The 22069-nt window shown below is 65.8% G+C and carries 16 protein-coding genes and 1 tRNA gene; 14 read left to right on the top strand and 3 right to left on the bottom strand.

Annotated features, from left to right (window positions below; genetic code table 11):
- The 3 genes from polA (at position 1) to DTA15_RS25795 (ending at position 5546) form a co-directional block, all read left to right on the top strand.
- The gene (gene polA / locus DTA15_RS25805) at positions 1-2754 is read left to right on the top strand and encodes a DNA polymerase I (protein ID WP_012493192.1); all 2754 of its coding nucleotides are present in this window, start codon (positions 1-3) and stop codon (positions 2752-2754) included.
- 278 nt (positions 2755-3032) lie between these two features.
- Positions 3033-4367, top strand: coding sequence for an NAD(P)/FAD-dependent oxidoreductase (locus tag DTA15_RS25800; RefSeq protein ID WP_006486476.1), 1335 nt, complete (start codon positions 3033-3035; stop codon positions 4365-4367).
- A gap of 303 nt (positions 4368-4670) precedes the next feature.
- A complete protein-coding gene (locus DTA15_RS25795) occupies positions 4671-5546 on the top strand; it encodes a dienelactone hydrolase family protein (protein WP_006486435.1) in 876 nt (291 codons plus the stop codon).
- A gap of 54 nt (positions 5547-5600) precedes the next feature.
- On the opposite strand, the gene DTA15_RS25790 is transcribed toward DTA15_RS25795, so the two are convergent.
- A complete protein-coding gene (locus DTA15_RS25790; RefSeq protein WP_006486463.1) occupies positions 5601-6470 on the bottom strand; it encodes a sulfurtransferase in 870 nt (289 codons plus the stop codon).
- Positions 6471-6587: 117 nt separating this feature from the next.
- Positions 6588-7694 carry an aromatic ring-hydroxylating oxygenase subunit alpha gene (locus tag DTA15_RS25785; protein ID WP_006486437.1) on the bottom strand — a complete coding sequence of 369 codons (1107 nt, stop codon included), beginning with the start codon at positions 7692-7694 and terminating at the stop codon, positions 6588-6590.
- Positions 7695-7964: 270 nt separating this feature from the next.
- On the opposite strand from DTA15_RS25785, the gene DTA15_RS25780 reads away from it, so the two are divergent.
- The 4 genes from DTA15_RS25780 (at position 7965) to folE2 (ending at position 12089) form a co-directional block, all read left to right on the top strand.
- Positions 7965-8258, top strand: coding sequence for an exodeoxyribonuclease VII small subunit (locus DTA15_RS25780; RefSeq protein ID WP_006479428.1), 294 nt, complete (start codon positions 7965-7967; stop codon positions 8256-8258).
- A complete protein-coding gene (locus tag DTA15_RS25775) occupies positions 8255-9139 on the top strand; it encodes a polyprenyl synthetase family protein (RefSeq protein ID WP_006486453.1) in 885 nt (294 codons plus the stop codon). The genes DTA15_RS25780 and DTA15_RS25775 overlap by 4 nt, the downstream gene beginning before the upstream one ends.
- Positions 9140-9220: 81 nt before the next feature.
- Positions 9221-11125 carry a 1-deoxy-D-xylulose-5-phosphate synthase gene (dxs, locus tag DTA15_RS25770; protein WP_006486458.1) on the top strand — a complete coding sequence of 635 codons (1905 nt, stop codon included), beginning with the start codon at positions 9221-9223 and terminating at the stop codon, positions 11123-11125.
- 154 nt (positions 11126-11279) lie between these two features.
- Complete coding sequence (folE2, locus tag DTA15_RS25765) at positions 11280-12089, top strand: GTP cyclohydrolase FolE2 (protein ID WP_006486446.1); 810 nt, start codon at positions 11280-11282, stop codon at positions 12087-12089.
- Positions 12090-12177: 88 nt separating this feature from the next.
- On the opposite strand, the gene tsaD is transcribed toward folE2, so the two are convergent.
- Positions 12178-13218, bottom strand: coding sequence for a tRNA (adenosine(37)-N6)-threonylcarbamoyltransferase complex transferase subunit TsaD (tsaD, locus tag DTA15_RS25760; protein ID WP_006486450.1), 1041 nt, complete (start codon positions 13216-13218; stop codon positions 12178-12180).
- A 130-nt stretch (positions 13219-13348) separates the two neighbouring features.
- On the opposite strand from tsaD, the gene DTA15_RS25755 reads away from it, so the two are divergent.
- The 7 genes from DTA15_RS25755 (at position 13349) to DTA15_RS25720 (ending at position 22062) form a co-directional block, all read left to right on the top strand.
- Positions 13349-14569 carry a BaiN/RdsA family NAD(P)/FAD-dependent oxidoreductase gene (locus DTA15_RS25755; RefSeq protein ID WP_006496002.1) on the top strand — a complete coding sequence of 407 codons (1221 nt, stop codon included), beginning with the start codon at positions 13349-13351 and terminating at the stop codon, positions 14567-14569.
- Between the two features lie 106 nt (positions 14570-14675).
- Entirely contained in the window at positions 14676-14888 is a 213-nt protein-coding gene (rpsU, locus tag DTA15_RS25750; protein ID WP_006479415.1) for a 30S ribosomal protein S21, read from the top strand.
- 194 nt (positions 14889-15082) lie between these two features.
- Positions 15083-15529 (top strand): GatB/YqeY domain-containing protein, encoded by a 447-nt coding sequence (locus DTA15_RS25745; RefSeq protein WP_006489061.1) that lies wholly within the window; start codon positions 15083-15085, stop codon positions 15527-15529.
- A 70-nt stretch (positions 15530-15599) separates the two neighbouring features.
- Positions 15600-17477: a DNA primase gene (dnaG, locus tag DTA15_RS25740; protein ID WP_012493193.1), complete on the top strand. Its 1878-nt coding sequence runs from the start codon at positions 15600-15602 to the stop codon at positions 17475-17477.
- 88 nt (positions 17478-17565) lie between these two features.
- On the top strand, positions 17566-19983 hold the full coding sequence (gene rpoD / locus DTA15_RS25735) for an RNA polymerase sigma factor RpoD (RefSeq protein ID WP_077020949.1): 2418 nt from the start codon (positions 17566-17568) through the stop codon (positions 19981-19983).
- Positions 19984-20121: 138 nt separating this feature from the next.
- Positions 20122-20200 (top strand) — tRNA-Ile (locus DTA15_RS25730).
- Between the two features lie 314 nt (positions 20201-20514).
- Entirely contained in the window at positions 20515-22062 is a 1548-nt protein-coding gene (locus DTA15_RS25720; RefSeq protein ID WP_006489062.1) for a phospholipase D family protein, read from the top strand.
- The last annotated feature ends 7 nt before the right edge of the window (positions 22063-22069 follow it).

Genomic DNA, 22069 nt, shown 5'->3' with positions numbered 1-22069 from the left:
ATGCCTGAAGAACGAAATCTGGAAGGTAAGACCCTGCTATTGGTTGACGGTTCGAGCTATCTGTATCGGGCTTACCATGCGATGCCTGATTTGCGTGGCCCTGGCGGGGAGCCGACCGGAGCGCTCTACGGAATCATCAACATGCTGCGCCGTATGCGCAAGGAAGTCAGTGCAGAGTATAGCGCTTGCGTGTTCGATGCAAAGGGCAAGACGTTCCGCGACGACCTTTATGCCGACTATAAGGCAAACCGTCCGTCGATGCCGCCCGATCTCGCATTGCAGGTCGAGCCGATCCACGGCGCCGTGCGCGCGCTCGGCTGGCCGCTGCTGATGGTCGAAGGCGTGGAGGCCGACGACGTGATCGGCACGCTCGCGCGCGAAGCCGAACGGCACGGGATGAACGTGATCGTGTCGACCGGCGACAAGGATCTCGCGCAGCTCGTGACCGAGCGCGTCACGCTCGTCAACACGATGACCAACGAGACGCTCGACCGCGATGGCGTGATCGCGAAGTTCGGCGTGCCGCCTGAGCGCATCATCGACTATCTCGCGCTGATCGGCGACACCGTCGACAACGTGCCGGGCGTCGAGAAGTGCGGGCCGAAGACGGCCGTGAAGTGGCTGTCGCAATACGAAAGCCTCGACGGCGTCATCGCGCACGCGGCCGACATCAAGGGCGTGGTCGGCGACAACCTTCGCCGTGCGCTCGATTTCCTGCCGCTCGGCCGCAAGCTCGTGACCGTCGACACGTCATGCGATCTCGCGCCGCATCTCGAATCGATCGAAGCGTCGCTGAAGACCGACGGCGAGGCGCGCGAGCTGCTGCGCGACATCTTCGCGCGTTACGGCTTCAAGACCTGGCTGCGCGAAGTCGAGAACGCACCCGCGGAAGGCGGTGGCGCCGATGCGCCGGAAGGCGAGCCGGCCCCGGTGATCGCGGCCGACGTCGTGCGCGAATACGACACGATCCAGACCTGGGAACAGTTCGACGCGTGGTTCGCGAAGATCGACGCGGCCGCGCTGACCGCGTTCGACACCGAGACGACCGCGCTCGATCCGATGCTCGCGCGGCTCGTCGGCCTGTCGTTCTCGGTCGAGCCGGGCAAGGCGGCCTACCTGCCGGTCGCGCACCGCGGGCCCGACATGCCCGAGCAGCTTCCGCTCGACGAAGTGCTCACGCGCCTGAAGCCGTGGCTCGAATCGGCCGATCGCAAGAAGGTCGGCCAGCACCTGAAGTACGACGCACAGGTGCTCGCGAACTACGACATCGAACTGAACGGCATCGAGCACGACACGCTGCTCGAATCGTACGTGGTCGAATCGCACCGCACGCACGACATGGACAGCCTCGCACTGCGTCATCTGGGCGTCAAGACGATCAAGTACGAAGACGTGGCCGGCAAGGGCGCGAAGCAGATCGGTTTCGACGAAGTGGCGCTCGCGCAGGCCGCCGAATACGCAGCCGAAGATGCGGACATCACGCTGCAGCTCCATCACGCGCTGTATCCGCAGGTCGCCCGCGAGCCGGGCCTCGAGCGCGTGTACCGCGAGATCGAGATGCCGGTGTCGCTCGTGCTGCGCAAAATGGAGCGCACGGGCGTGCTGATCGACGATGCGCGGCTGCACGCGCAGAGCACCGAAATCGCGACGCGCCTGATCGAACTCGAGGGGCAGGCGTACGAACTGGCGGGCGGCGAATTCAACCTCGGCTCGCCGAAGCAGATCGGGCAGATATTCTTCGAGAAGCTGCAGTTGCCGGTCGTGAAAAAGACGCCGAGCGGCGCGCCGTCGACCGACGAGGAAGTGCTGCAGAAGCTGGCCGAGGACTACCCGCTGCCGAAGCTGCTGCTCGAGCATCGCGGGCTGTCGAAGCTGAAGTCGACCTATACCGACAAGCTCCCGCGCATGGTGAATCCCACCACCGGCCGCGTGCATACGAACTATGCGCAGGCCGTCGCGGTCACGGGCCGCCTGGCGTCGAACGATCCCAATCTTCAGAACATTCCGGTGCGCACGGCCGAAGGCCGGCGCATCCGCGAGGCGTTCATTGCAGCGCCGGGCCACCGGATCGTATCGGCCGACTATTCGCAGATCGAGCTGCGGATCATGGCGCACATCTCCGGCGACGCGTCGCTGTTGCGCGCGTTCTCGCAGGGCGAGGACATTCACCGCGCGACGGCCGCCGAGGTGTTCGGCGTGACGCCGCTGGAGGTCAATTCCGACCAGCGCCGGATCGCGAAGGTGATCAACTTCGGGCTCATCTACGGGATGAGCGCGTTCGGGCTCGCATCGAACCTCGGCATCACGCGCGACGCGGCGAAGCTCTATATCGACCGCTATTTCGCCCGCTATCCGGGCGTCGCGCAGTACATGGAAGACACGCGCGCAACCGCGAAGGAGAAGGGCTACGTCGAAACCGTTTTCGGTCGCCGCCTGTGGCTGCCCGAGATCAACGGCGGCAATGGCCCGCGCCGTCAGGCGGCCGAGCGCGCGGCCATCAATGCACCGATGCAGGGCACGGCGGCCGACCTGATCAAGCTGTCGATGATCGCGGTGGACGACTGGCTCACGCGTGACCGGCTTGCATCGCGGATGATCATGCAGGTGCACGACGAACTGGTGCTCGAGGTGCCGGAAGGCGAGCTGTCGCTCGTGCGCGAGAAACTGCCGGAAATGATGTGCGGCGTCGCGAAGCTGAAGGTGCCGCTGGTCGCCGAAGTGGGCGCCGGCGCGAACTGGGAAGAGGCACACTGACGCACCCCCGAGCGATTCCCGTTTCCCGCGGCATATTGTTGCAGGGATGCTGAATATCGAGATGGTTTGCTTGTGGTCAACGCGCAAGCTCCCGGACAATGCATGTCAATCATGTCATTGACGCGGGGCGGCGCGCCCCGCGTTCCGGATCGGATGCATCGAAGTGCTTCGAACTGCACATCGATGATGTCCGAACCGGTTAATCCACCGGGCGGCGCGAGTGCACGGCGTTTGCTTCATCCGGCGGCAGCAGTTTCGAATCGCAAAGGGGGAATCGGATGCATCGGATCATCATCGTAGGCGGAGGTGCCGGCGGCCTGGAACTGGCGACGCGGCTCGGCGACCGTTACGGCGCGCGCGGCAATCGTCCCGCGCGTGCGCTCGTCACGCTCGTCGACCGCAATCCGACGCACATCTGGAAACCGCTGCTGCACGAAGTCGCGGCCGGCAGCATGGACCCGTTCACGCAGGAGCTCGAATATGCGGCGCAGGCGCGCTGGCACGGCTTCGAGTTCCAGCAGGGCGAGCTGACCGGGCTCGACCGCGCGGCGAAGCGCGTTACGCTGTCGCCGATCAACGACAGCGACGGCGCGGAACTGTTGCCGGCACGCGAGCTGGAATACGACACGCTCGTGATCGCGATCGGCAGCACGACCCACTTCTTCGGCGTGCAGGGCGCACCGGAAAACGCGATCGCGCTCGACACGGTCGGGGAGGCCGAACGCTTCCGCAAGCGGCTGATCGCGGCATGCATGCGCGCGGAGCACCAGGCGCCGGCGCCGACCGCGCCGGGCGAGTCGGCCGAGCCGCGTATCCAGGTCGTGATCGTCGGCGGCGGCGCGACGGGCGTCGAGCTGTCCGCGGAGCTGCGCAATACCGCGCAGGTGTTGTCGGCCTACGGGTTGCACAAACTCGATCCACGGCACGACGTCGGCATCGTGCTGATCGAATCGGGGCCGCGGATCCTCCCGGCGCTGCCGGAACGCGTCTCGTCGGCGACGGCTGAATTGCTCGGAAAGATCGGCGTGCGGCTGATGCTCGCCGAGCGCGTGACGGAGGTGGCGCCCGGGGCCGTCCACACGGCGAGCGGCAAGGTCGTGCGTGCCGACCTGACGGTCTGGGCGGCCGGCATCAAGGCGCCGTCGGTGCTCGCGAATCTCGATGGGCTCCAGGTCAACAAGCTGGGCCAGCTCGACGTGCGCCGCACGCTGCAAACCTTCACCGACGACAACATATTCGCGCTCGGCGATTGCGCGGCATGCGCATGGCCTGGTAACGAGCGCAACGTGCCGCCGCGTGCGCAGGCCGCGCACCAGCAGGCGAGCTTCCTGCTGAAGGCGATCGGCTGTCGGCTGGAAGGGCGTCCGCTGCCCGAATTCACGTATCGCGACCTGGGCTCGCTCGTGTCGCTCGGCCATTTCAGCGCGGTCGGCAATCTGATGGGCGGGTTGATCGGCGGCAACATGCTGATCGAAGGGCTGTTCGCACGCTTCATGTACATGTCGCTGTACCGGATGCACATTGCCGCGCTGCACGGTTATCCGCGGATGATGCTCGACACGATTGCGCACTGGCTGCGACGCACGACGCTGCCGCGCGTCAAGCTGCACTGATCGCGCTCGTGTGCGGAGCGGGCGGGGAATGCGCAATGTCCTGCGTATTCCCCGCCCGTTTTTCTTTTCGATTCGCAAGGATTCGGTCGCGCGACGATCGTCGCTACGCGCCGCCGCACCGCGTCGTAATCGAGTCTTACACATCTGACAGTTGACGCGACAACGGATTATTGGGCATCTTGTCCGGGTTTTCGTTTGCGGCGGGGTGCCAACCGCCGCAACATCCGCGCCGCGCGCCGGTGCGATGCCCCGTCATGCCGTCTCCGCGATCGTGACGGCGGCGCCCAATCGAGGAGTGCATTCATGTTGAAACCCGAAGTCGACAGCCTGGTCCCCCATGTCCCGTTCTCGCGCCGCAAGTTCATGCAGGCTGCGCTCGGCGGCACCTTCGCGGCGGCCGTGCTGCCCGTGTCGGCGCAGACGGTCACGACCGACAGCGCCGGCCTGGACGTCGACACCATCGAAATCCGCTCGGGCGATGCGAGCGTGCCGGCTTATCGCGCGCAGCCGGTCGACAAGACGAACCTGCCGGTCGTCATCGTGATTCACGAGATCTTCGGCGTGCACGCGCATATCGCCGACGTCTGCCGGCGCTTCGCGAAGCTCGGCTATCTGGCGATCGCGCCGGACCTGTTTGCGCGACAGGGCAACGCGGCGAAATATCCGACGATCCAGGCGCTGGTCGACAACATCGTCAGCAAGGTGCCGGACCGGCAGGTGACGGAGGATCTCGATGCGACGGTCGCGTGGGCCGGCAAGAACGGCGGCGACCTGACGCGCCTCGGCGTGACCGGGTTCTGCTGGGGCGGTCGCCAGGCGTGGCTGTATGCGGAACACAATCCGCACGTGCGGGCCGCGGTGGCGTGGTACGGGTTCGTCGAAGGCAAGACCGACGAGATGACGCCGTTCAACCCGGTCGATCACGCGTCGTTGCTGAAAGTGCCGGTGCTCGGCCTGTACGGCGAGAAGGATCAGAACATCACGCAGGCGTCGCTCGCGAACATGCGCAAGGCGATCCAGGCGAGCGATTCGAAGCTCGCGCGCGAATCGGAGATCGTCGTGTATCCGGATGCCGGCCATGCGTTCTTCGCCGACTACCGGCCGAGCTACGTGAAGGCCGATGCCGAGGATGGCTGGAAACGCGCGATCGAGTGGTTCCACAAGTTCGGCGTGATGTAAACGGCAAGCGGCGGCCGAGGCCGCCGCTGCGTGACTGCCGCGCCGTACGCGCGCTTACGGCGTCGGGCCGGTCGCGATCGGTCGCGACGGATCGGCGCTCCATTCGCTCCACGAACCCGGGTACAGCGACGCGCCGTGCAGGCCCGCCACTTCCAGCGCCAGCGCGTTGTGGCAGGCGGTGACGCCGGAGCCGCATTGCAGGATCACGCGGTTTGGCTCGGTGCCGGCCAGCACGGTGGCGAACGCCTCGCGCAATTCATGGCCGGTCTTGAAGCGGCCGTCGGCGGCCAGGTTGTCCTTGAAGAAGCGGTTGCGCGCACCGGGAATGTGGCCGCCCACCCGATCGATCGTTTCATTTTCGCCGCGATAGCGGTCCGGTGCGCGTGCATCGATCACCACGCGCGCGGCTGACGACACGTTCGCGAGCACGGCCGCTGCATCGACCGTCGATTCGAGCGGCGTTGCGGCGCGGAAGTCGCCGGCGGCCGGTTGCGGCACGTCGGTCGTCAGCGGCTGGCCGGCCGCTTCCCACGCCTGCAGGCCGCCGTCGAGCACCGCGACCGAATCGTGGCCGAGCCAGCGCAGCAGCCACCACAGGCGCGCCGCATAGGCGCCGCCTTGCGCGTCGTACGCGACGACTTGCTGGCCCTGCTTGAGGCCGCGGCTGGCGAGCAGCGTGGCGAGCGCGTCGCGGGTCGGCAGCGGATGGCGGCCGTTGGTGCCTGTCTTGCGGCCCGACAGGTCGCGGTCGAGATGAAGGTATTGCGCGCCGGGAAGGTGGCCGGCCGCGTAGGCGGCTTCGCCGGCGCCGGGATCGGCGAGATCGAAGCGGCAGTCGAACAGCGCCACGCTGCCGGGCGCCGCGGCCAGGCGCTCGGCGAGATTGGCGGCGGAGATGAGCGTGGTGTAATGAGTGTGTGGCATGACGGCTCCCTGGAGTGCAAATGGCCTGACACTCCAAGTCTAAACAAAAAAAGACGGGCCGAAGCCCGTCTTTTCGTTTGCCGGCGGCCCGGCGTCGGCAGCGCGCCGCCTCCGCTGTCAGAGGTCGCCGAGGTGGCGGCGCAGGAACTCGTGGAAGTGCTGCATCCCGTCTTCCATCGGGCTCTGGTACGGGCCGACCTGCGACTCGCCACGCGCCATCAGCGCACGGCGGCCCGCGTCCATCCGCATCGCGATCTCGTCGTCCTCGACGGCCGTCTCCATGTAGGCGGCGCGCTCGGCCTCGACGAATTCGCGTTCGAACAGCGCGATTTCCTCGGGGTAATAGAACTCGACGATGTTGGTCGTCTTCTGCGGCCCGCGCGGGATCAGCCACGACACGACCAGCACGTGCGGATACCACTCGATCATCAGGCCCGGGTAGTAGACCATCCAGATCGCGCCGAACTCCGGCGGCACGCCGTTGCGAAACTTCAGCACCTGCTCGTGCCATTTCTGGTAGGTCGCGCTGCCCGGTTTCGCGAGGGCGTTGTGCACGCCGACCGTCTGCACGCTGTACCAGTCGCCGAACTCCCATTTGAGATCGTCGCACGACACGAAGCTGCCGAGGCCCGGGTGGAACGGGACGACGTGATAATCCTCGAGGTAGACCTCGATGAACGTCTTCCAGTTGTAATCGCACTCGTGCACTTCGACGTGATCGAACTGGTACTCGGAGAAGTCGAAGTGATGCTTCGTGCCGAGGTTGGCGAGATCGCGCGCGACGTTGCGGCCCTCGGCCTCGAACAGCAGCCCCTGCCAGTTCTGCAGCGGGCTCTTGCCGAGGTTCAGGCACGGCTTGTCGGGGAAGTGCGGTGCGCCGAGCAGCTCGCCTTCGAGGTCGTACGTCCAGCGGTGCAGCGGGCACACGATGTTCTGCGTGTGGCCGCGCCCGTTGAGCATGATCGCCTGCCGGTGGCGGCACACGTTCGACAGCAGTTCGATCTGGTTCGTCTGGTTGCGGACCAGCACGCGGCCTTCCTTCTCGGACGGCAGCGCAAAATAATCCCCCGCCTCGGGCACCATCAACTCGTGCCCGACGTAACGAGGTCCTTTCTTGAAGAGGGTTTCGATCTCGCGCTCGAGTAGCGCCTCATCGAAATATGCAGTGACTGGAAGCTGGCTGTGGGCCGACTTCAACTGAAGCGCATCGCTCAGATTGGACATTCCCACTCCCGGTGTTAGCGTGAAAGCAGTGAACAACCCAACCATCGAAAAATCGATTTAGGGAAACGGAGAATTATACCCGGTTCGCCTCGCAAGGCTAGGATTAAGTGCCTGATTTGTGTCAATTTTTTGTCGGGCGGCCGTCGAAAGGCGCACACTGTGCATCGAAGATGGGGCCGGGATTGTGCGCGGGCGCCCAAGACGGCAGGTCGGAAAATTCTCTTTTGCCGTAGAATGTCCGACTTGTTTTGAAATTTGACACCCTCGTCCATGGCGAAAACCGCATCCCCAGGCGCCACGCCGCCCGGCAATGGCACCGAACCGTTGCCGGACAATTACGAGATGGCGCTCGCGGAACTCGAGACGCTGGTTGCCCGGATGGAAGGCGGCGCGCTGAGCCTCGAGGATTCACTGGCGGCGTATCGCCGCGGTGCGACCCTCGTTGCGTTTTGCCAACAGCAGCTCGAGAAAGTGGAGCAGCAGGTTCGCGTGCTCGACGGCGCGACGCTGAAGCCGCTTTCGTCCGGAACGGCCGCCACGGACGGCGAAGACGACGATCTATGACATTCGAACAATGGATGCGGTCCGTGCTTGACCGTGTCGAGGACGCACTCGGCCACTATCTGCCGGCTGAAACCGCGATGCCCGCGAAACTTCACGAGGCGATGCGCTACGCGGTCCTCGGTGGCGGCAAACGCGTTCGCCCGCTGCTGTGCCATGCAGCAGGCGAGCTGACCGGTGCGACGGAGGCGGCACGCAACGCGGCGGCGGCGGCGCTGGAGATGATCCACGTCTACTCGCTCGTGCACGACGACATGCCGTGCATGGACGACGACGCGCTGCGTCGCGGCAAGCCGACCGTGCACGTGCAGTACGACGAGCCGACGGCGCTGCTGGTCGGCGATGCGCTGCAATCGCAGGCGTTCGTCGCGCTGACCGACGCCGACGCGCTGTCGCCGGTGCAGCAGGCGGCGCTCGTGCGCGAGCTGGCGCTCGCGAGCGGCTCGATCGGCATGGCCGGCGGGCAGGCGATCGACCTGGCGAGCGTCGGCCTGAAGCTGACGCGCGAACAGCTCGAGACGATGCACCGGATGAAGACGGGCGCCTTGCTGCGCGCGGCCGTGCGGATGGGTGCGCTGGCCGGCGAGACGCCTTCGACGGAAACGATGGCTGCGCTGGACGTGTACGCGGGGGCCGTGGGTCTGGCCTTCCAGGTCGTCGACGACATTCTCGACGTCACGACCGATTCGGCGACGCTTGGCAAGACGGCCGGCAAGGACGCGGCGAACGACAAGCCGACCTATGTATCGATCCTCGGTCTCGAGGCGTCGCGCGAGCTGGCAGCGCAGCTGCGCGCCGAAGCGCACGACGCGCTGAAACCGTTCGGCGCACGCGCACAGCGTCTGGCCGAACTTGCCGACCTGGTAGTGAACCGGGTCAGCTGACGCGAAAGCCCGCCGCCGCGCACACGCTACGGTGCGTGCAAAAGAATGCGGGCGCGTTTGATTTCCTACAATGGAACGACGATGTACGACTTGCTGAAAACCATCGACGACCCGGCGGATTTGCGCCGCCTCGATCGTCGCCAACTGCAACCGCTCGCGGATGAACTGCGCGCGTTCGTGCTCGACAGCGTGTCGAAGACGGGCGGCCATTTGTCGTCCAACCTCGGGACGGTCGAGCTGACGATCGCGTTGCACTACGTGTTCAACACGCCGAACGATCGCATCGTCTGGGACGTGGGTCACCAGACCTACCCGCACAAGATCCTGACGGGCCGCCGCGACCAGATGCATTCGCTGCGTCAGTACGACGGCATCTCGGGCTTCCCGCGTCGCAGCGAATCCGAATACGACACGTTCGGCACCGCGCACTCGAGCACGTCGATCTCGGCGGCGCTCGGCATGGCGATCGGCAGCCAGCTGAACGGCGACGACCGCTTCTCGATCGCCGTGATCGGCGACGGCGCGATGACGGCCGGCATGGCGTTCGAGGCGATGAACAACGCGGGCGTGTCGGAAGATGCGAAGCTGCTCGTGATCCTCAACGACAACGACATGTCGATCTCGCCGCCGGTCGGCGCGCTGAATCGCCATCTCGCCCGCCTGATGTCGGGCCGCTTCTATGCGGCTGCGCGCGCGGGCGTCGAGCGCGTGCTGAGCGTCGCGCCGCCGGTGCTCGAACTCGCGCGCAAGCTCGAGGAGCACGCGAAGGGCATGGTCGTGCCGGCCACGCTGTTCGAGGAGTTCGGCTTCAACTACATCGGCCCGATCGACGGTCACGATCTCGATTCGCTGATCCCGACGCTGCAGAACATCCGTGAACTGCGCGGCCCGCAGTTCCTGCACGTCGTGACGAAGAAAGGCCAGGGCTACAAGCTCGCCGAAGCGGATCCCGTGCTCTATCACGGCCCCGGCAAGTTCAACCCGGCCGAAGGCATCAAGCCGTCGACGACGCCCGCGAAGAAGACGTACACGCAGGTGTTCGGCGAGTGGCTGTGCGATGAAGCCGAGCGCGATACGCGCGTGGTCGGCATCACGCCCGCGATGCGCGAAGGCTCGGGCATGGTCGAGTTCGAGAAGCGCTTCAAGGATCGCTACTACGACGTCGGCATCGCCGAGCAGCATGCGGTGACGTTCGCGGGCGGTCTCGCGACCGAAGGGCTGAAGCCCGTCGTCGCGATCTACTCGACGTTCCTGCAGCGTGCGTACGACCAGCTGATCCACGACGTCGCGCTGCAGAACCTGCCGGTCGTGTTCGCGATCGACCGCGCGGGCCTCGTCGGCGCGGACGGCGCGACGCATGCGGGCGCGTACGATCTCGCGTTCATGCGCTGCATCCCGAACATGACGATCATGGCCGCATCCGACGAGAACGAATGCCGCCAGATGCTGCACACGGCGCTGCAGCAGCCGAACCCGACCGCGGTGCGCTATCCGCGCGGCGCGGGTACGGGCGTGGCGACGGTGAAGGAATTCACCGAGATCCCGCTCGGCAAGGGTGAAGTGCGTCGCCGCACGTCGCAGCCGGAAGGCAAGCGCGTCGCGATCCTCGCGTTCGGCACGATGGTCGCACCGTCGCTCGCCGCGGCCGAGGAACTCGACGCAACGGTCGCGAACATGCGCTTCGTGAAGCCGGTCGACGCAGCGCTCGTGCGCGAGCTCGCCGAAACGCACGACTACGTCGTGACGGTCGAGGAAGGCTGCGTGATGGGCGGCGCGGGCTCGGCCTGCGTGGAAGCCCTGATGGAGAGTGGGGTTATCCGACCCGTACTACAATTGGGCCTCCCTGACCTGTTCATCGATCACGGCGACCCCGCGAAGCTGCTGTCGCAATGCGGCCTCGACGGCGCGGGCATCGCGAAATCGATTCGCGAACGCTTTCTGAATCCGGCGGCCGATGTCGCCGGTCAGGCGAAGCGCGTCGCGTAAGCTGGCGCCGCCCGCGGGCGGCGTCGGTGCGACTGGCGCAACCGGTCTTCATTGATGCGGAAAACATGGGCCTGCGGGCCCATGTTGCTTTTCCGGCTGCCGCATGATGCGGCGTGCGCGTCGTCGGACGCGCGGCTTACAAGGATTGAACAAGATGAACCAGATGAATCCCGCCTTCGTGATGCCCGACGTGCAGAGCACGGTGGATACCCGTCAGATCCCGATTCAGCGCGTCGGCGTGAAGGCGGTCCGGCATCCGTTGACGGTATGCACCGAAAGCGGCGACGTGCAACCGACCGTCGGTGTCTGGAACCTCGACGTCCGTCTGCCGGCCGACCAGAAAGGCACGCACATGTCGCGCTTCGTCGCGCTGCTCGAAGAGAATCGCGCGCCGCTGACGGTCGAGCGCTTCCGCGCGATGCTCGCGTCGATGCTCGAGAAGCTCGAGGCCGAGGCCGGCCGCATCGAAGTCACGTTCCCGTATTTCGTGAACAAGACGGCGCCGGTGTCCGGCGTGCAAAGCCTGCTCGACTATGAAGTGACGCTCGCGGGCGAAAGCCGCAACGGCGATACGCGCCTGTTCCTGAAGGTGCTCGTGCCGGTGACGAGCCTGTGCCCGTGCTCGAAGAAGATCTCGCAGTACGGCGCGCACAACCAGCGCTCGCACGTGACGATCGACGCGGAGCTGGCTGCGGATCTGCCGGTCGAGGCGCTGATCCGCATCGCGGAAGAAGAGGCGTCGTGCGAACTGTGGGGTCTGCTGAAGCGGCCGGACGAGAAGTTCGTGACCGAGCGTGCATACGAGAACCCGAAGTTCGTCGAGGATCTCGTGCGCGACGTCGCGCAGCGTCTCGATGCGGACGAGCGGGTGGTCGCCTACGTGCTCGAAGCCGAGAACTTCGAGTCGATCCACAATCACAGCGCGTATGCGCTGATCGAGCGCGACAAGCGGCAGGCTGCATAACGCTGCGGCGTTTTGTCACGCCAATGAAAAAGGCCGCTCGAACGAGCGGCCTTTTTGTTTTCCTGCCGGTGGTGGCGCGTGACGCGAGTCAGCCCGCGAGCGATGCGAGATCCCAGCGCGGCTTCACCGTGAACGCGTAGTCGGCATTCGCCTGTTCGGGCCAGCGGCCGAGCCGCAGCGCGCCCGCGAGCGCGATCATCGCGCCATTGTCGGTGCAGAGCGCGAGATCGGGGTAGTGCACGTCGAAGCCGCGCTTGGCCGCGGCCGCCGACAGTGCCGCGCGCAACTGGCGGTTCGCGCCGACGCCGCCCGCGACCACGAGGCGCTTGAGCTTCGTCTTCTTCAGCGCGGCGAGCGACTTCGCGACGAGTACGTCGACGGCCGCATCGACGAAGCCGCGCGCGAGGTCGGCCTTCGCGCGTTCGAGCGCTTCGCCGTCGAACTTCGCCGCTTCGAATTTCTTCATCTGCGTGAGCACGGCCGTCTTCAGGCCGCTGAAGCTGAAGTCGAGATCGCCCGAATGCAGCATCGGGCGCGGCAGCACGACCGCGCCCGGCGTGCCCGTTTCGGCGAGCTTCGATACTTCCGGGCCGCCCGGGTAGCCGAGGCCGATGAGTTTCGCGGTTTTGTCGAACGCTTCGCCGGCCGCGTCGTCGAGTGTTTCGCCGAGCGTCTCGTACACGCCGACGTCGGTCACGCGCATCAGCTGCGTGTGGCCGCCGGACACCAGCAGCGCGACGAACGGGAACGGCGGCGGCGCGTCGACCAGCAACGGCGACAGCAGATGGCCTTCGAGGTGATGGATGCCGACGGTCGGCTTGTTCCACGCGAGCGCGAGCGCATTCGCGATGCTCGCGCCAACCAGCAGCGCGCCGGCGAGGCCGGGGCCCTGCGTGAACGCGATCGCGTCGATGTCGTCGCGGCGCGTGCCGCTTTGCGCCATCACTTCCTCGAGCAACGGCAGCGCGCGGCGGATGTGGTCGCGCGACGCGAGCTCGGGCACGACGCCGCCGTAGTCGCGGTGCATCGCGATCTGCGAATGGAGCGCGTGCGCGAGCAGGCCTCGCTGCGTGTCGTAGAGCGCGAGGCCGGTTTCGTCGCAGGAGCTTTCGATGCCGAGAACGAGCATGGGTGAGGGCGGGGCACGCCGTTTCGGACGCGCCGCAGGTAGGTCAACGTAACCGGAAAGTATAGCAGGCGAGGGCAGGCGGCCGCTGGCGGCGGCCCGGGCCCGATGCCGGGCAGGTACAATCCGCGCCATGGAAACCTATGACATCGCCGTGATCGGCGCGGGTGCCGCCGGCATGATGAGCGCCGCGGTCGCCGGGCAGCTCGGCCGCCGCGTGGTGCTGCTCGATCACGCGCCGCGGCTTGCCGAGAAAATCCGCATCTCGGGCGGCGGCCGCTGCAATTTCACGAACCTGTACGCCGGGCCCGACAACTACCTGTCGTCGAATCCGCATTTCGCACGCTCGGCGCTCGCGCGCTATACGCCGCGCGACTTCCTCGGGCTGCTCAAGCGCCATCACGTGACCTGGCACGAAAAGCACAAGGGTCAGCTTTTTTGCGACCACGGCAGCGACGCGATCATCGACGTGCTGAAGCACGAGTGCGACGCGGGCGGCATCGCGTGGCGCCGGCCCGTCGTCGTCGACGCGGTGCGCCATGCGCCATCCGACGGCTTCACGCTCGACACGCAGCAGGCGGGGCCGATCGGTGCGCGCGCGCTGATCGTCGCGACCGGCGGCCTGTCGATCCCGAAGATCGGCGCGACCGACTTCGGCTACCGGCTCGCGAAGCAGTTCGGCCACAAACTTGTCGATACGCGGCCGGCGCTCGTGCCGCTGACGTTCGCGCCGCAGGACTGGGCGCCGTTCGCGCCGCTGTCCGGCGTATCGCTCGAAGTGCGCGTTTCGACCGGCGACAAGAAGCGCGGCGGCGAATTCGTCGAGGACCTGCTGCTGACCCATCGCGGGCTGTCCGGGCCGGGCATCCTGCAGATCTCGAGCTATTGGCAGCCCGGCGATCCGATTCGCGTCGACCTGCTGCCGCAGCGCGATACGGTGGCTGACCTGCTCGACGCGAAACGCACGTCGAAGCGTCAGATCGGTTCGCTGCTCGCCGACTGGGTGCCGTCGCGCCTCGCGCATGCGTGGCTCGACACGCATCGCGTCGCGGCCGACGCGCGACTCGCGGACCTGCCGGACAAGACGCTGCGCCAGATCGGCGACGCGCTGTCCGGCTGGACGCTGACGCCGAATGGCACCGAAGGCTACAAGAAGGCCGAAGTGACGAAGGGCGGGGTCGATACGCGCGAGTTGTCGTCGGCGACGATGATGAGCGCGCGCGTGCCGGGGCTGTTCTTCGTCGGCGAGGCGGTGGACGTGACGGGCTGGCTCGGCGGCTACAACTTCCAGTGGGCATGGGCGTCCGGCACGGCGGCCGGGCAGGCCGCGGCCGAGTACGCGCGCGGCGCCTGACGCGCCCGGCCGGCGCCCGGTTGGCGGGGCCCGGCCCCGTGCCTTTGGGCAATCGCTCTGCTATACTCGGTAGTCTTTCCCTGCAAACCTTTATTCGTGTCGGATCATGACGATCATTCGCGTTAAAGAGAACGAGCCGTTCGAAGTTGCAATGCGTCGCTTCAAGCGCACGATCGAGAAGAACGGTCTGCTGACCGAGCTTCGCGCGCGCGAGTTTTACGAGAAGCCGACCGCAGAACGCAAGCGCAAGAAGGCTGCTGCGGTGAAGCGTCATTACAAGCGTATTCGCAGCCAGACGCTGCCGAAGAAGCTGTACTGAACGATTGGGCGCCGCGCGGTTCGCTGAGCGGCGCACCGGCGACTCCGTGCGATCGGGTGCGATCGCGCAACCGATCAGGCGGCGAGTCGCCGATGCCGGATTCGAGCAACCCGCTTGAGACACTGTCCCAAGCGGGTTTTTGTGTTGACGCCCGTTCGCGGGCGTCGGATTCACGTTTCCATCCCGGGTGAAAGATGAGTTTGAAAGAGCAGATCAGCGAAGACATGAAGGCCGCGATGCGCGCGAAGGACAGCGAGCGCCTGGCAACGATTCGCCTGCTGATGGCCGCGATCAAGCAGCGCGAAGTCGATGACCGGGTCACGCTCGACGACGCGGGCATCACGGCCGTGATCGACAAGATGATCAAGCAGCGCAAGGATTCGATCAGCCAGTTCCAGGCGGCCGGCCGCGACGATCTCGTCGCGAAGGAGCAGGCCGAGCTGACCGTGCTGGGCGGCTACATGCCCGCGCAACTGTCGGACGCCGAAGTGGCGGCCGAAGTCCAGGCGGCGGTCGCGCAAACCGGCGCAGCCGGCCCGCAGGACATGGGCAAGGTGATGGGCGTGCTGAAGGCCAAGCTCGCCGGCCGTGCCGACATGACGGCCGTTTCCGCGCAGGTCAAGGCCGCGCTCACGAAGTAAAACCCGTTCCCGGCGCGCCCAGCGATGCGTGCGCCGGGCGTCGTATTGTCTTTTTTCGCTCGATCCCACGGTGATTCCGCATTCGTTCCTGCAGGATTTGCTGAACCGCGTCGATATCGTCGACGTGGTGGGTCGGTACGTGCAGCTCAAGAAGGGCGGCGCCAACTTCATGGGGTTGTGCCCGTTCCATAACGAGAAGAGCCCGTCGTTTACCGTCAGTCCGACCAAGCAGTTCTATCACTGCTTCGGTTGCGGCGCGCACGGCACGGCGATCGGCTTCCTGATGGAACATGCGGGGCTCACGTTCCCGGAGGCCGTGCAGGAACTCGCGCAGTCCGTCGGCCTGACCGTGCCGCACGAGCCGTCGATGCGCGGCGGCGGTGGGGGCGGCGGCGGTGGCGGCGACTATCCGGCGCCCGTGTCGAAATCGGTGGCGACCGCGCTGTCCGACGCGATGACGGCGGCGTGCGACTACTATCGCAAGCAGTTGCGCGGCGCGACCGTTGCGATCCAGTACCTGAAGAACCGTGGCCTGACCGGCGAGATCGCCGCGCGCTTCGGGCTCGGCTATGCGCCGGACGGCTGGCAGAACCTCGAGGCCGCGTTCCCGGATTATCGCGACGAGTCGCTCGTCGAGGCGGGGCTCGTGATCGTCAGCGAGAAAACCGACGCGCAGGGCGTCGCGCGCCGCTACGACCGGTTCCGCGAGCGGATCATGTTCCCGATCCGCAACGTGAAGGGGCAGGTGATCGGGTTCGGCGGCCGCGTGCTCGGCAGCGGCGAACCGAAGTACCTGAACTCGCCCGAAACCCCGCTGTTCAACAAGGGCAGCGAGCTGTACGGGCTGTTCGAGGCGCGCCTCGCGATTCGCGAGCGCAAGTACGTGCTGGTCGTCGAAGGCTACATGGACGTCGTCGCGCTCGCGCAGCTCGGCTTTCCGAACGCGGTCGCGACGCTCGGCACCGCGTGCACGCCGATTCACGTGCAGAAGCTGCTGCGCCAGACCGACACGGTCATTTTCAGTTTCGACGGCGATTCGGCCGGGCGGCGCGCGGCGCGGCGCGCGCTCGAGGCATGCCTGCCGCATGCGGGCGACAACCGGACGATCCGGTTCCTTTTTCTGCCGACCGAGCACGATCCGGACAGCTACGTGCGCGAGTTCGGCGCGGAGGCGTTCTCCGAGCAGGTCGAGCGCGCGATGCCGCTGTCGCAATTTCTGTTGAACGAAGCGATTGCCGGCAAGGCGCTCGATCAGCCGGAAGGCCGCGCGAAGGCGCTGTTCGATGCGAAGCCGCTGTTGCAGGCGCTGCCCGCGAACGCGTTGCGCGCGCAGATCATGCACATGTTCGCCGACCGCCTCGATATCCCGTTCGAGGAGGTCGCGGGGCTGTCGGACGTCGACACGCGCATCGCGACGCCGCCGCGCCAGGCGCCCGCGCGCAGCGAGCGGCGCCGCGTGACGGACAGCGAAAAGCGCGCGCTGCGCACGCTGGTGATGCATCCGCGCGTCGCATCGCAGCTCGACGACGAACAGATTGCGACCCTGCGCGCGCTGCCGCGCATCGGCGAGCTGTTCGCGGAAGTCGTCGATCATGCGCGTGCGCTGGGCGAAGGCGCGGAGTTCCGGCTGCTGTCGGATGTCCTGAGGACGTCCTCGAACGGGGCGACTTACGAGGAAATCTTCCGCGAAATTCTGGACTATGATGAAAACGTCCGCGATTTGCTGTTACAGAATCCGGAAGACGAGACGGTGCCCGAGCGGCAACGTGAGCAGGAGCGGATTGCGGGGGAGGAGCTGCAGGCAGCGGTGCTCAAGATGCGCTATGACGCCTGCTGCGACCGGCTGGACAGGCTGGCGCGGCAATCCACCTTCACCCCCGAGGAATTGGCCGAATTGACGGAATTGAACCAGCAGCGAACCGACATGAAGCGTCGGCTCGGGCTGTAGGCGGCCGGGGCGCTTAGAGAGGGCTCCCCAGCGTGCTATAATATAAGGTTTCCAGCGGTTTGTTTTCTAAGCAGAGGCGAGAATCGCGATGGCAAAGACGACAGGCGGAAAGAAAGCAACAGGCAAGGGCTCGACGGAGCCGACCAAGAAGGTCACAGCGGCCAAGTCTGCTTCTTCCACCAGGACAACGTCTTCAGCCACGTCAGCCCCTGCAGGAAAGAAAACCGCGGCCGGCACTGCTCAGGCTGCGCCGGCGCCGGCAGCCAGAACACGGGCTGCCGCCAGACCCGACTCCGGGCCGGCCAAGCCGGCGGCGAAGCGGGCAAGTGCGAAAAGCGCAAGGGACACGACTGCCGACGCGGACGAAACGGCAGTACGTACTACTCATGCACCCACGGTTCAACCGGCTGTCGTCCAGCAGCCGCGAGTCGATATAGCCGGTACGGCGAACTCCATGACCAAAAAGCTGAACGAAGTATCCGTCGAAGACGACGCAAATCAGAGCGACGAGCAGCCCGCAGCCGCGGCTGCACCGGGCAAATCCAAGGTGCGCGATCGTCGCGCCAAGGAAAAGGCGCTGCTGAAGGAAGCGTTCGCGACGAGCACGCCGGGCACGGCCGAGGAGCTCGAAGAGCGCCGCGTGAAACTGCGCGCGCTGATCAAGCTCGGCAAGGAGCGTGGCTTCCTGACGTACGCCGAAATCAACGACCACCTGCCGGACAACTTCACCGAGACCGAAGCCCTCGAGGGCATCATCGGCACGTTCAACGACATGGGCGTGGCGGTTTACGAGCAGGCGCCGGACGCGGAAACGCTGCTCCTGAACGACAACGCGCCCGCCGCGTCGTCGGACGATGAAGTCGAAGAGGAAGCCGAAGTCGCGCTGTCCACCGTCGATTCGGAATTCGGCCGTACGACCGATCCGGTCCGGATGTACATGCGCGAGATGGGCACGGTCGAGCTGCTCACGCGCGAAGGCGAAATCGAGATCGCGAAGCGGATCGAGGACGGCCTGCGCCACATGGTGATGGCCATCTCCGCGTGCCCGACGACGATCGCCGACATCCTCGCGATGGCCGAACGCGTCGCGAACGAAGAGATCCGCGTCGACGAGCTCGTCGACGGCCTGCTCGATCCGAATGCTGCGGACGCCGCCGATACGGACGGTTTCTCCGCGAAGGAAGCGGAAGCGATCGAGAACGAGGACGAGGAAGCCGAAGAGGAAGAGGAAGAAGAGGAAGAGGAGGAAGACGACGGTGCCGCGCAGGCATCGGCGAACGCCGCCCAGCTCGAAGCCCTCAAGCGCGCGTCGCTCGAGAAGTTCTCGCAGATCAGCGAGTGGTTCGACAAGATGCGCCGCGCATTCGAGAAGGAAGGCTACAAGTCGAAGGCCTACCTGAAGGCGCAGGAAACGATCCAGAGCGAGCTGATGACGATCCGCTTCACCGCGCGTACCGTCGAACGCCTGTGCGACACGCTGCGTGCGCAGGTGGACGAAGTGCGTCAGGTCGAGCGTCAGATCTTGCACATCGTCGTCGACAAGTGCGGCATGCCGCGCTCGGAATTCATCGCGCGCTTCCCGGGCAACGAGACGGATCTCGACTGGGCCGAGAAGATCACCGCGGAAGGCCATTCGTACAGCGCGGTGCTGTCGCGTAACGTCCCGGCGATCCGCGAACAGCAGCAACGCCTGCTCGACCTGCAGGCGCGCGTCGTGCTGCCGCTGAAGGACCTGAAGGAAACCAACCGTCAGATGGCGGCCGGCGAACTGAAGGCACGTCAGGCGAAGCGCGAAATGACCGAGGCCAACCTGCGTCTCGTGATCTCGATCGCGAAGAAGTACACGAACCGCGGCCTGCAGTTCCTCGACCTGATCCAGGAAGGCAACATCGGCCTGATGAAGGCGGTGGACAAGTTCGAATACCGTCGCGGCTACAAGTTCTCGACCTATGCGACGTGGTGGATCCGTCAGGCCATCACGCGCTCGATCGCGGACCAGGCGCGCACGATCCGTATTCCGGTTCACATGATCGAAACGATCAACAAGATGAACCGCATCTCGCGGCAGATCCTGCAGGAAACCGGTCTCGAGCCGGATCCGGCAACGCTCGCCGAGAAGATGGAGATGCCGGAAGACAAGATCCGCAAGATCATGAAGATCGCGAAGGAGCCGATCTCGATGGAAACGCCGATCGGTGACGACGACGATTCCCATCTCGGCGACTTCATCGAGGACACCAACACGGTCGCGCCGGCGGATGCCGCGCTGCATGCCAGCATGCGCGACGTCGTGAAGGACGTGCTCGATTCGCTGACGCCGCGCGAGGCGAAGGTGCTGCGGATGCGTTTCGGTATCGAGATGAGCACCGATCACACGCTCGAGGAAGTCGGCAAGCAGTTCGACGTCACGCGCGAGCGGATCCGTCAGATCGAAGCCAAGGCGCTGCGCAAGCTGCGTCACCCGAGCCGTTCCGACAAGCTGAAGTCGTTCCTCGAAGGGAACTGATTTCCAGCGTCTCCGTTACGAACGCCGCCGGTATCCGCATGATGCCGGTGGCGTTCGTTCCCTCTGTCGTCTTTGTTGTTACAATGCCGGCCCGGCTTCGTTGTCGGGGTGGCGTGTAGCACGCCGCGCTTCTCGTCTGGGCCCCTAGCTCATGCTTGGTTAGAGCAGCGAACTCATAATTCGTTGGTGCCGGGTTCGACTCCCGGGGGGCCCACCAGATTACGTTCCTCGAGCGATCGCGGAACGTCGTAAAACCCGCGATGGCATCATGCGTCGCGGGTTTTTCTTTGTGTGCGGTCCGAATGTGTCGAACGCGTTGAACGGGTGCACGTCGGCGCCGCATGTCGTATCGCCGCCACCGGGGAAACACGGAGGGCGTGCCGTCCCGCTATCAATCGAAGTATGCTGTGGCGCGACCGCCGCGCACGACCGGATTCCCGTCGAGCGCGCGACCGCCGACCCGCGCCGCGCGCGATCGGGCAGCGAGAACAAACACCAACCAACTTTGCCCGACCGTGAGGGGCGGCCATCATGACCATGCTGCGTTCGTGGGGTGCGATTCTCTCGTCGCTGGCGCTCGTCGCGTGCGCCAGTCTTCCGCCGCAGGCCGATCGCGCGCCGACCCATGCATTCACCGATACGGACGATACGCGGCTCGGCGCCGCGTTCCGGCAGCAGGCCGGTACGCATCCCGGGCAGGACGCATTTCATTTGCTGACCGATCCGGTCGATGCGCTGGACGCCCGCGTGTTGCTCGCCGATCGCGCCGACCGCTCGCTGGACCTTCAGTACTACATCTGGCACGACGACCTGACCGGCCACGAACTGGCCGATGCGGTCATCCGCGCGGCCGATCGCGGCGTGCGCGTGCGCGCGCTGCTCGACGATCTCGGCACCAACGCGGACGACCGCAAGCTGCTCGAGATCAGCGCGCATCCGAACATCGAGATCCGGCTGTTCAATCCGGTGGCCACGCGCCGGTTCAAGAAGCTCGGCACGGTATTCGAGTTTTCGCGCGTCAACCGGCGCATGCACAACAAGGCGATGATCGCGGACAACCAGGCGGCGATCGTCGGCGGCCGCAATATCGGCGACGAGTACTTCGGCGCGTCGTCGATGCTGGAATTCGGCGATCTCGACGTCGTGGTTCACGGCCCGGTCGTGAAGGACATCTCGACCGAATTCGACACGTTCTGGAATTCGCCGTACGCGTATCCGGTCGATACGCTGGTCGGCCACGATGCGGCGCCAGGCGGGCTCGACCGCGAGCGCGAACGGCTGCGCGACTACCTGCGGGCCATGGAGGACAATCCGTACGTGCTGGAAGCCCGGCAGCGGCTCGACCGGATCGTCCACGGGCAGGGCACGGAGCTGTCGTGGGGGCATGCGACGGTGCTGTACGACGATCCGTCGAAGATCGCGCACGCGCCAAAGGACAGCGACGGGCATCTGATGCCGCAGTTGCGTGCGCTCGCGTTGCAGCCGCAGCACGACCTGCTGATCGTGTCGCCGTATTTCGTGCCGGGCAAGGACGTCGTCGAGCGGCTGCGCGCGCTGACGGCGCGCGGCGTGCGCGTGACGGTGCTGACCAATTCGCTCGCGTCGACCGACGTGGCGGCCGTGCATGCCGGCTACCGGCGCTATCGAAGCGATCTGGTGAATGCGGGCGTGCGGCTTTACGAGCGCCGGCCATCGGGCGACAAGAGCATTTCGAAGCAGGTCATCATCGGCTCGTCGCGCGCGTCGCTGCATGCGAAGACCTACGTGTTCGATCACAAGAGCATCTTCATCGGGTCGATGAATCTCGATCCGCGCTCGTTGAACCTCAATACGGAAATCGGCGTTTACTGCGAGAGCCCGGCGATTGCATCGCAGGTCGCCAACGACCTGGAAGGGCGACTCGACCAGATCGCCTGGCGTGTCGAGCCGAGAACCGATCCGGCCGGCAAAGGGCGACTGAAGTGGATTCAGACCGATGGCGGGAAGGTCACCGAGATCGATCATGAGCCGGAGGTGTCCGCCGCGCGGCGGATGGAAGTGTGGTTTCTCGGGCTGTTCCCGATCGAATCGCAACTGTGAGCGACAT

It is taken from the genome of Burkholderia cenocepacia, from assembly GCF_900446215.1.
GTDB lineage: Bacteria > Pseudomonadota > Gammaproteobacteria > Burkholderiales > Burkholderiaceae > Burkholderia > Burkholderia cenocepacia.
Note: the sequence above shows the minus strand (reverse complement) of the source record. Positions and strands in the feature narration are given on the sequence as shown.

Coding starts and splice junctions, on each gene's coding strand:
- DTA15_RS25795 (WP_006486435.1), top strand. CDS start 4,671: ATGTTGAAACCCGAAGTCGACAGCCTGGTCCCCCATGTCCCGTTCTCG.
- rpoD (WP_077020949.1), top strand. CDS start 17,566: ATGGCAAAGACGACAGGCGGAAAGAAAGCAACAGGCAAGGGCTCGACG.
- DTA15_RS25785 (WP_006486437.1), bottom strand. CDS start 7,694: ATGTCCAATCTGAGCGATGCGCTTCAGTTGAAGTCGGCCCACAGCCAG.
- DTA15_RS25775 (WP_006486453.1), top strand. CDS start 8,255: ATGACATTCGAACAATGGATGCGGTCCGTGCTTGACCGTGTCGAGGAC.
- dxs (WP_006486458.1), top strand. CDS start 9,221: ATGTACGACTTGCTGAAAACCATCGACGACCCGGCGGATTTGCGCCGC.
- DTA15_RS25720 (WP_006489062.1), top strand. CDS start 20,515: ATGACCATGCTGCGTTCGTGGGGTGCGATTCTCTCGTCGCTGGCGCTC.
- DTA15_RS25780 (WP_006479428.1), top strand. CDS start 7,965: ATGGCGAAAACCGCATCCCCAGGCGCCACGCCGCCCGGCAATGGCACC.
- rpsU (WP_006479415.1), top strand. CDS start 14,676: ATGACGATCATTCGCGTTAAAGAGAACGAGCCGTTCGAAGTTGCAATG.
- polA (WP_012493192.1), top strand. CDS start 1: ATGCCTGAAGAACGAAATCTGGAAGGTAAGACCCTGCTATTGGTTGAC.
- DTA15_RS25755 (WP_006496002.1), top strand. CDS start 13,349: ATGGAAACCTATGACATCGCCGTGATCGGCGCGGGTGCCGCCGGCATG.
- tsaD (WP_006486450.1), bottom strand. CDS start 13,218: ATGCTCGTTCTCGGCATCGAAAGCTCCTGCGACGAAACCGGCCTCGCG.
- folE2 (WP_006486446.1), top strand. CDS start 11,280: ATGAACCAGATGAATCCCGCCTTCGTGATGCCCGACGTGCAGAGCACG.
- DTA15_RS25790 (WP_006486463.1), bottom strand. CDS start 6,470: ATGCCACACACTCATTACACCACGCTCATCTCCGCCGCCAATCTCGCC.
- DTA15_RS25800 (WP_006486476.1), top strand. CDS start 3,033: ATGCATCGGATCATCATCGTAGGCGGAGGTGCCGGCGGCCTGGAACTG.
- DTA15_RS25745 (WP_006489061.1), top strand. CDS start 15,083: ATGAGTTTGAAAGAGCAGATCAGCGAAGACATGAAGGCCGCGATGCGC.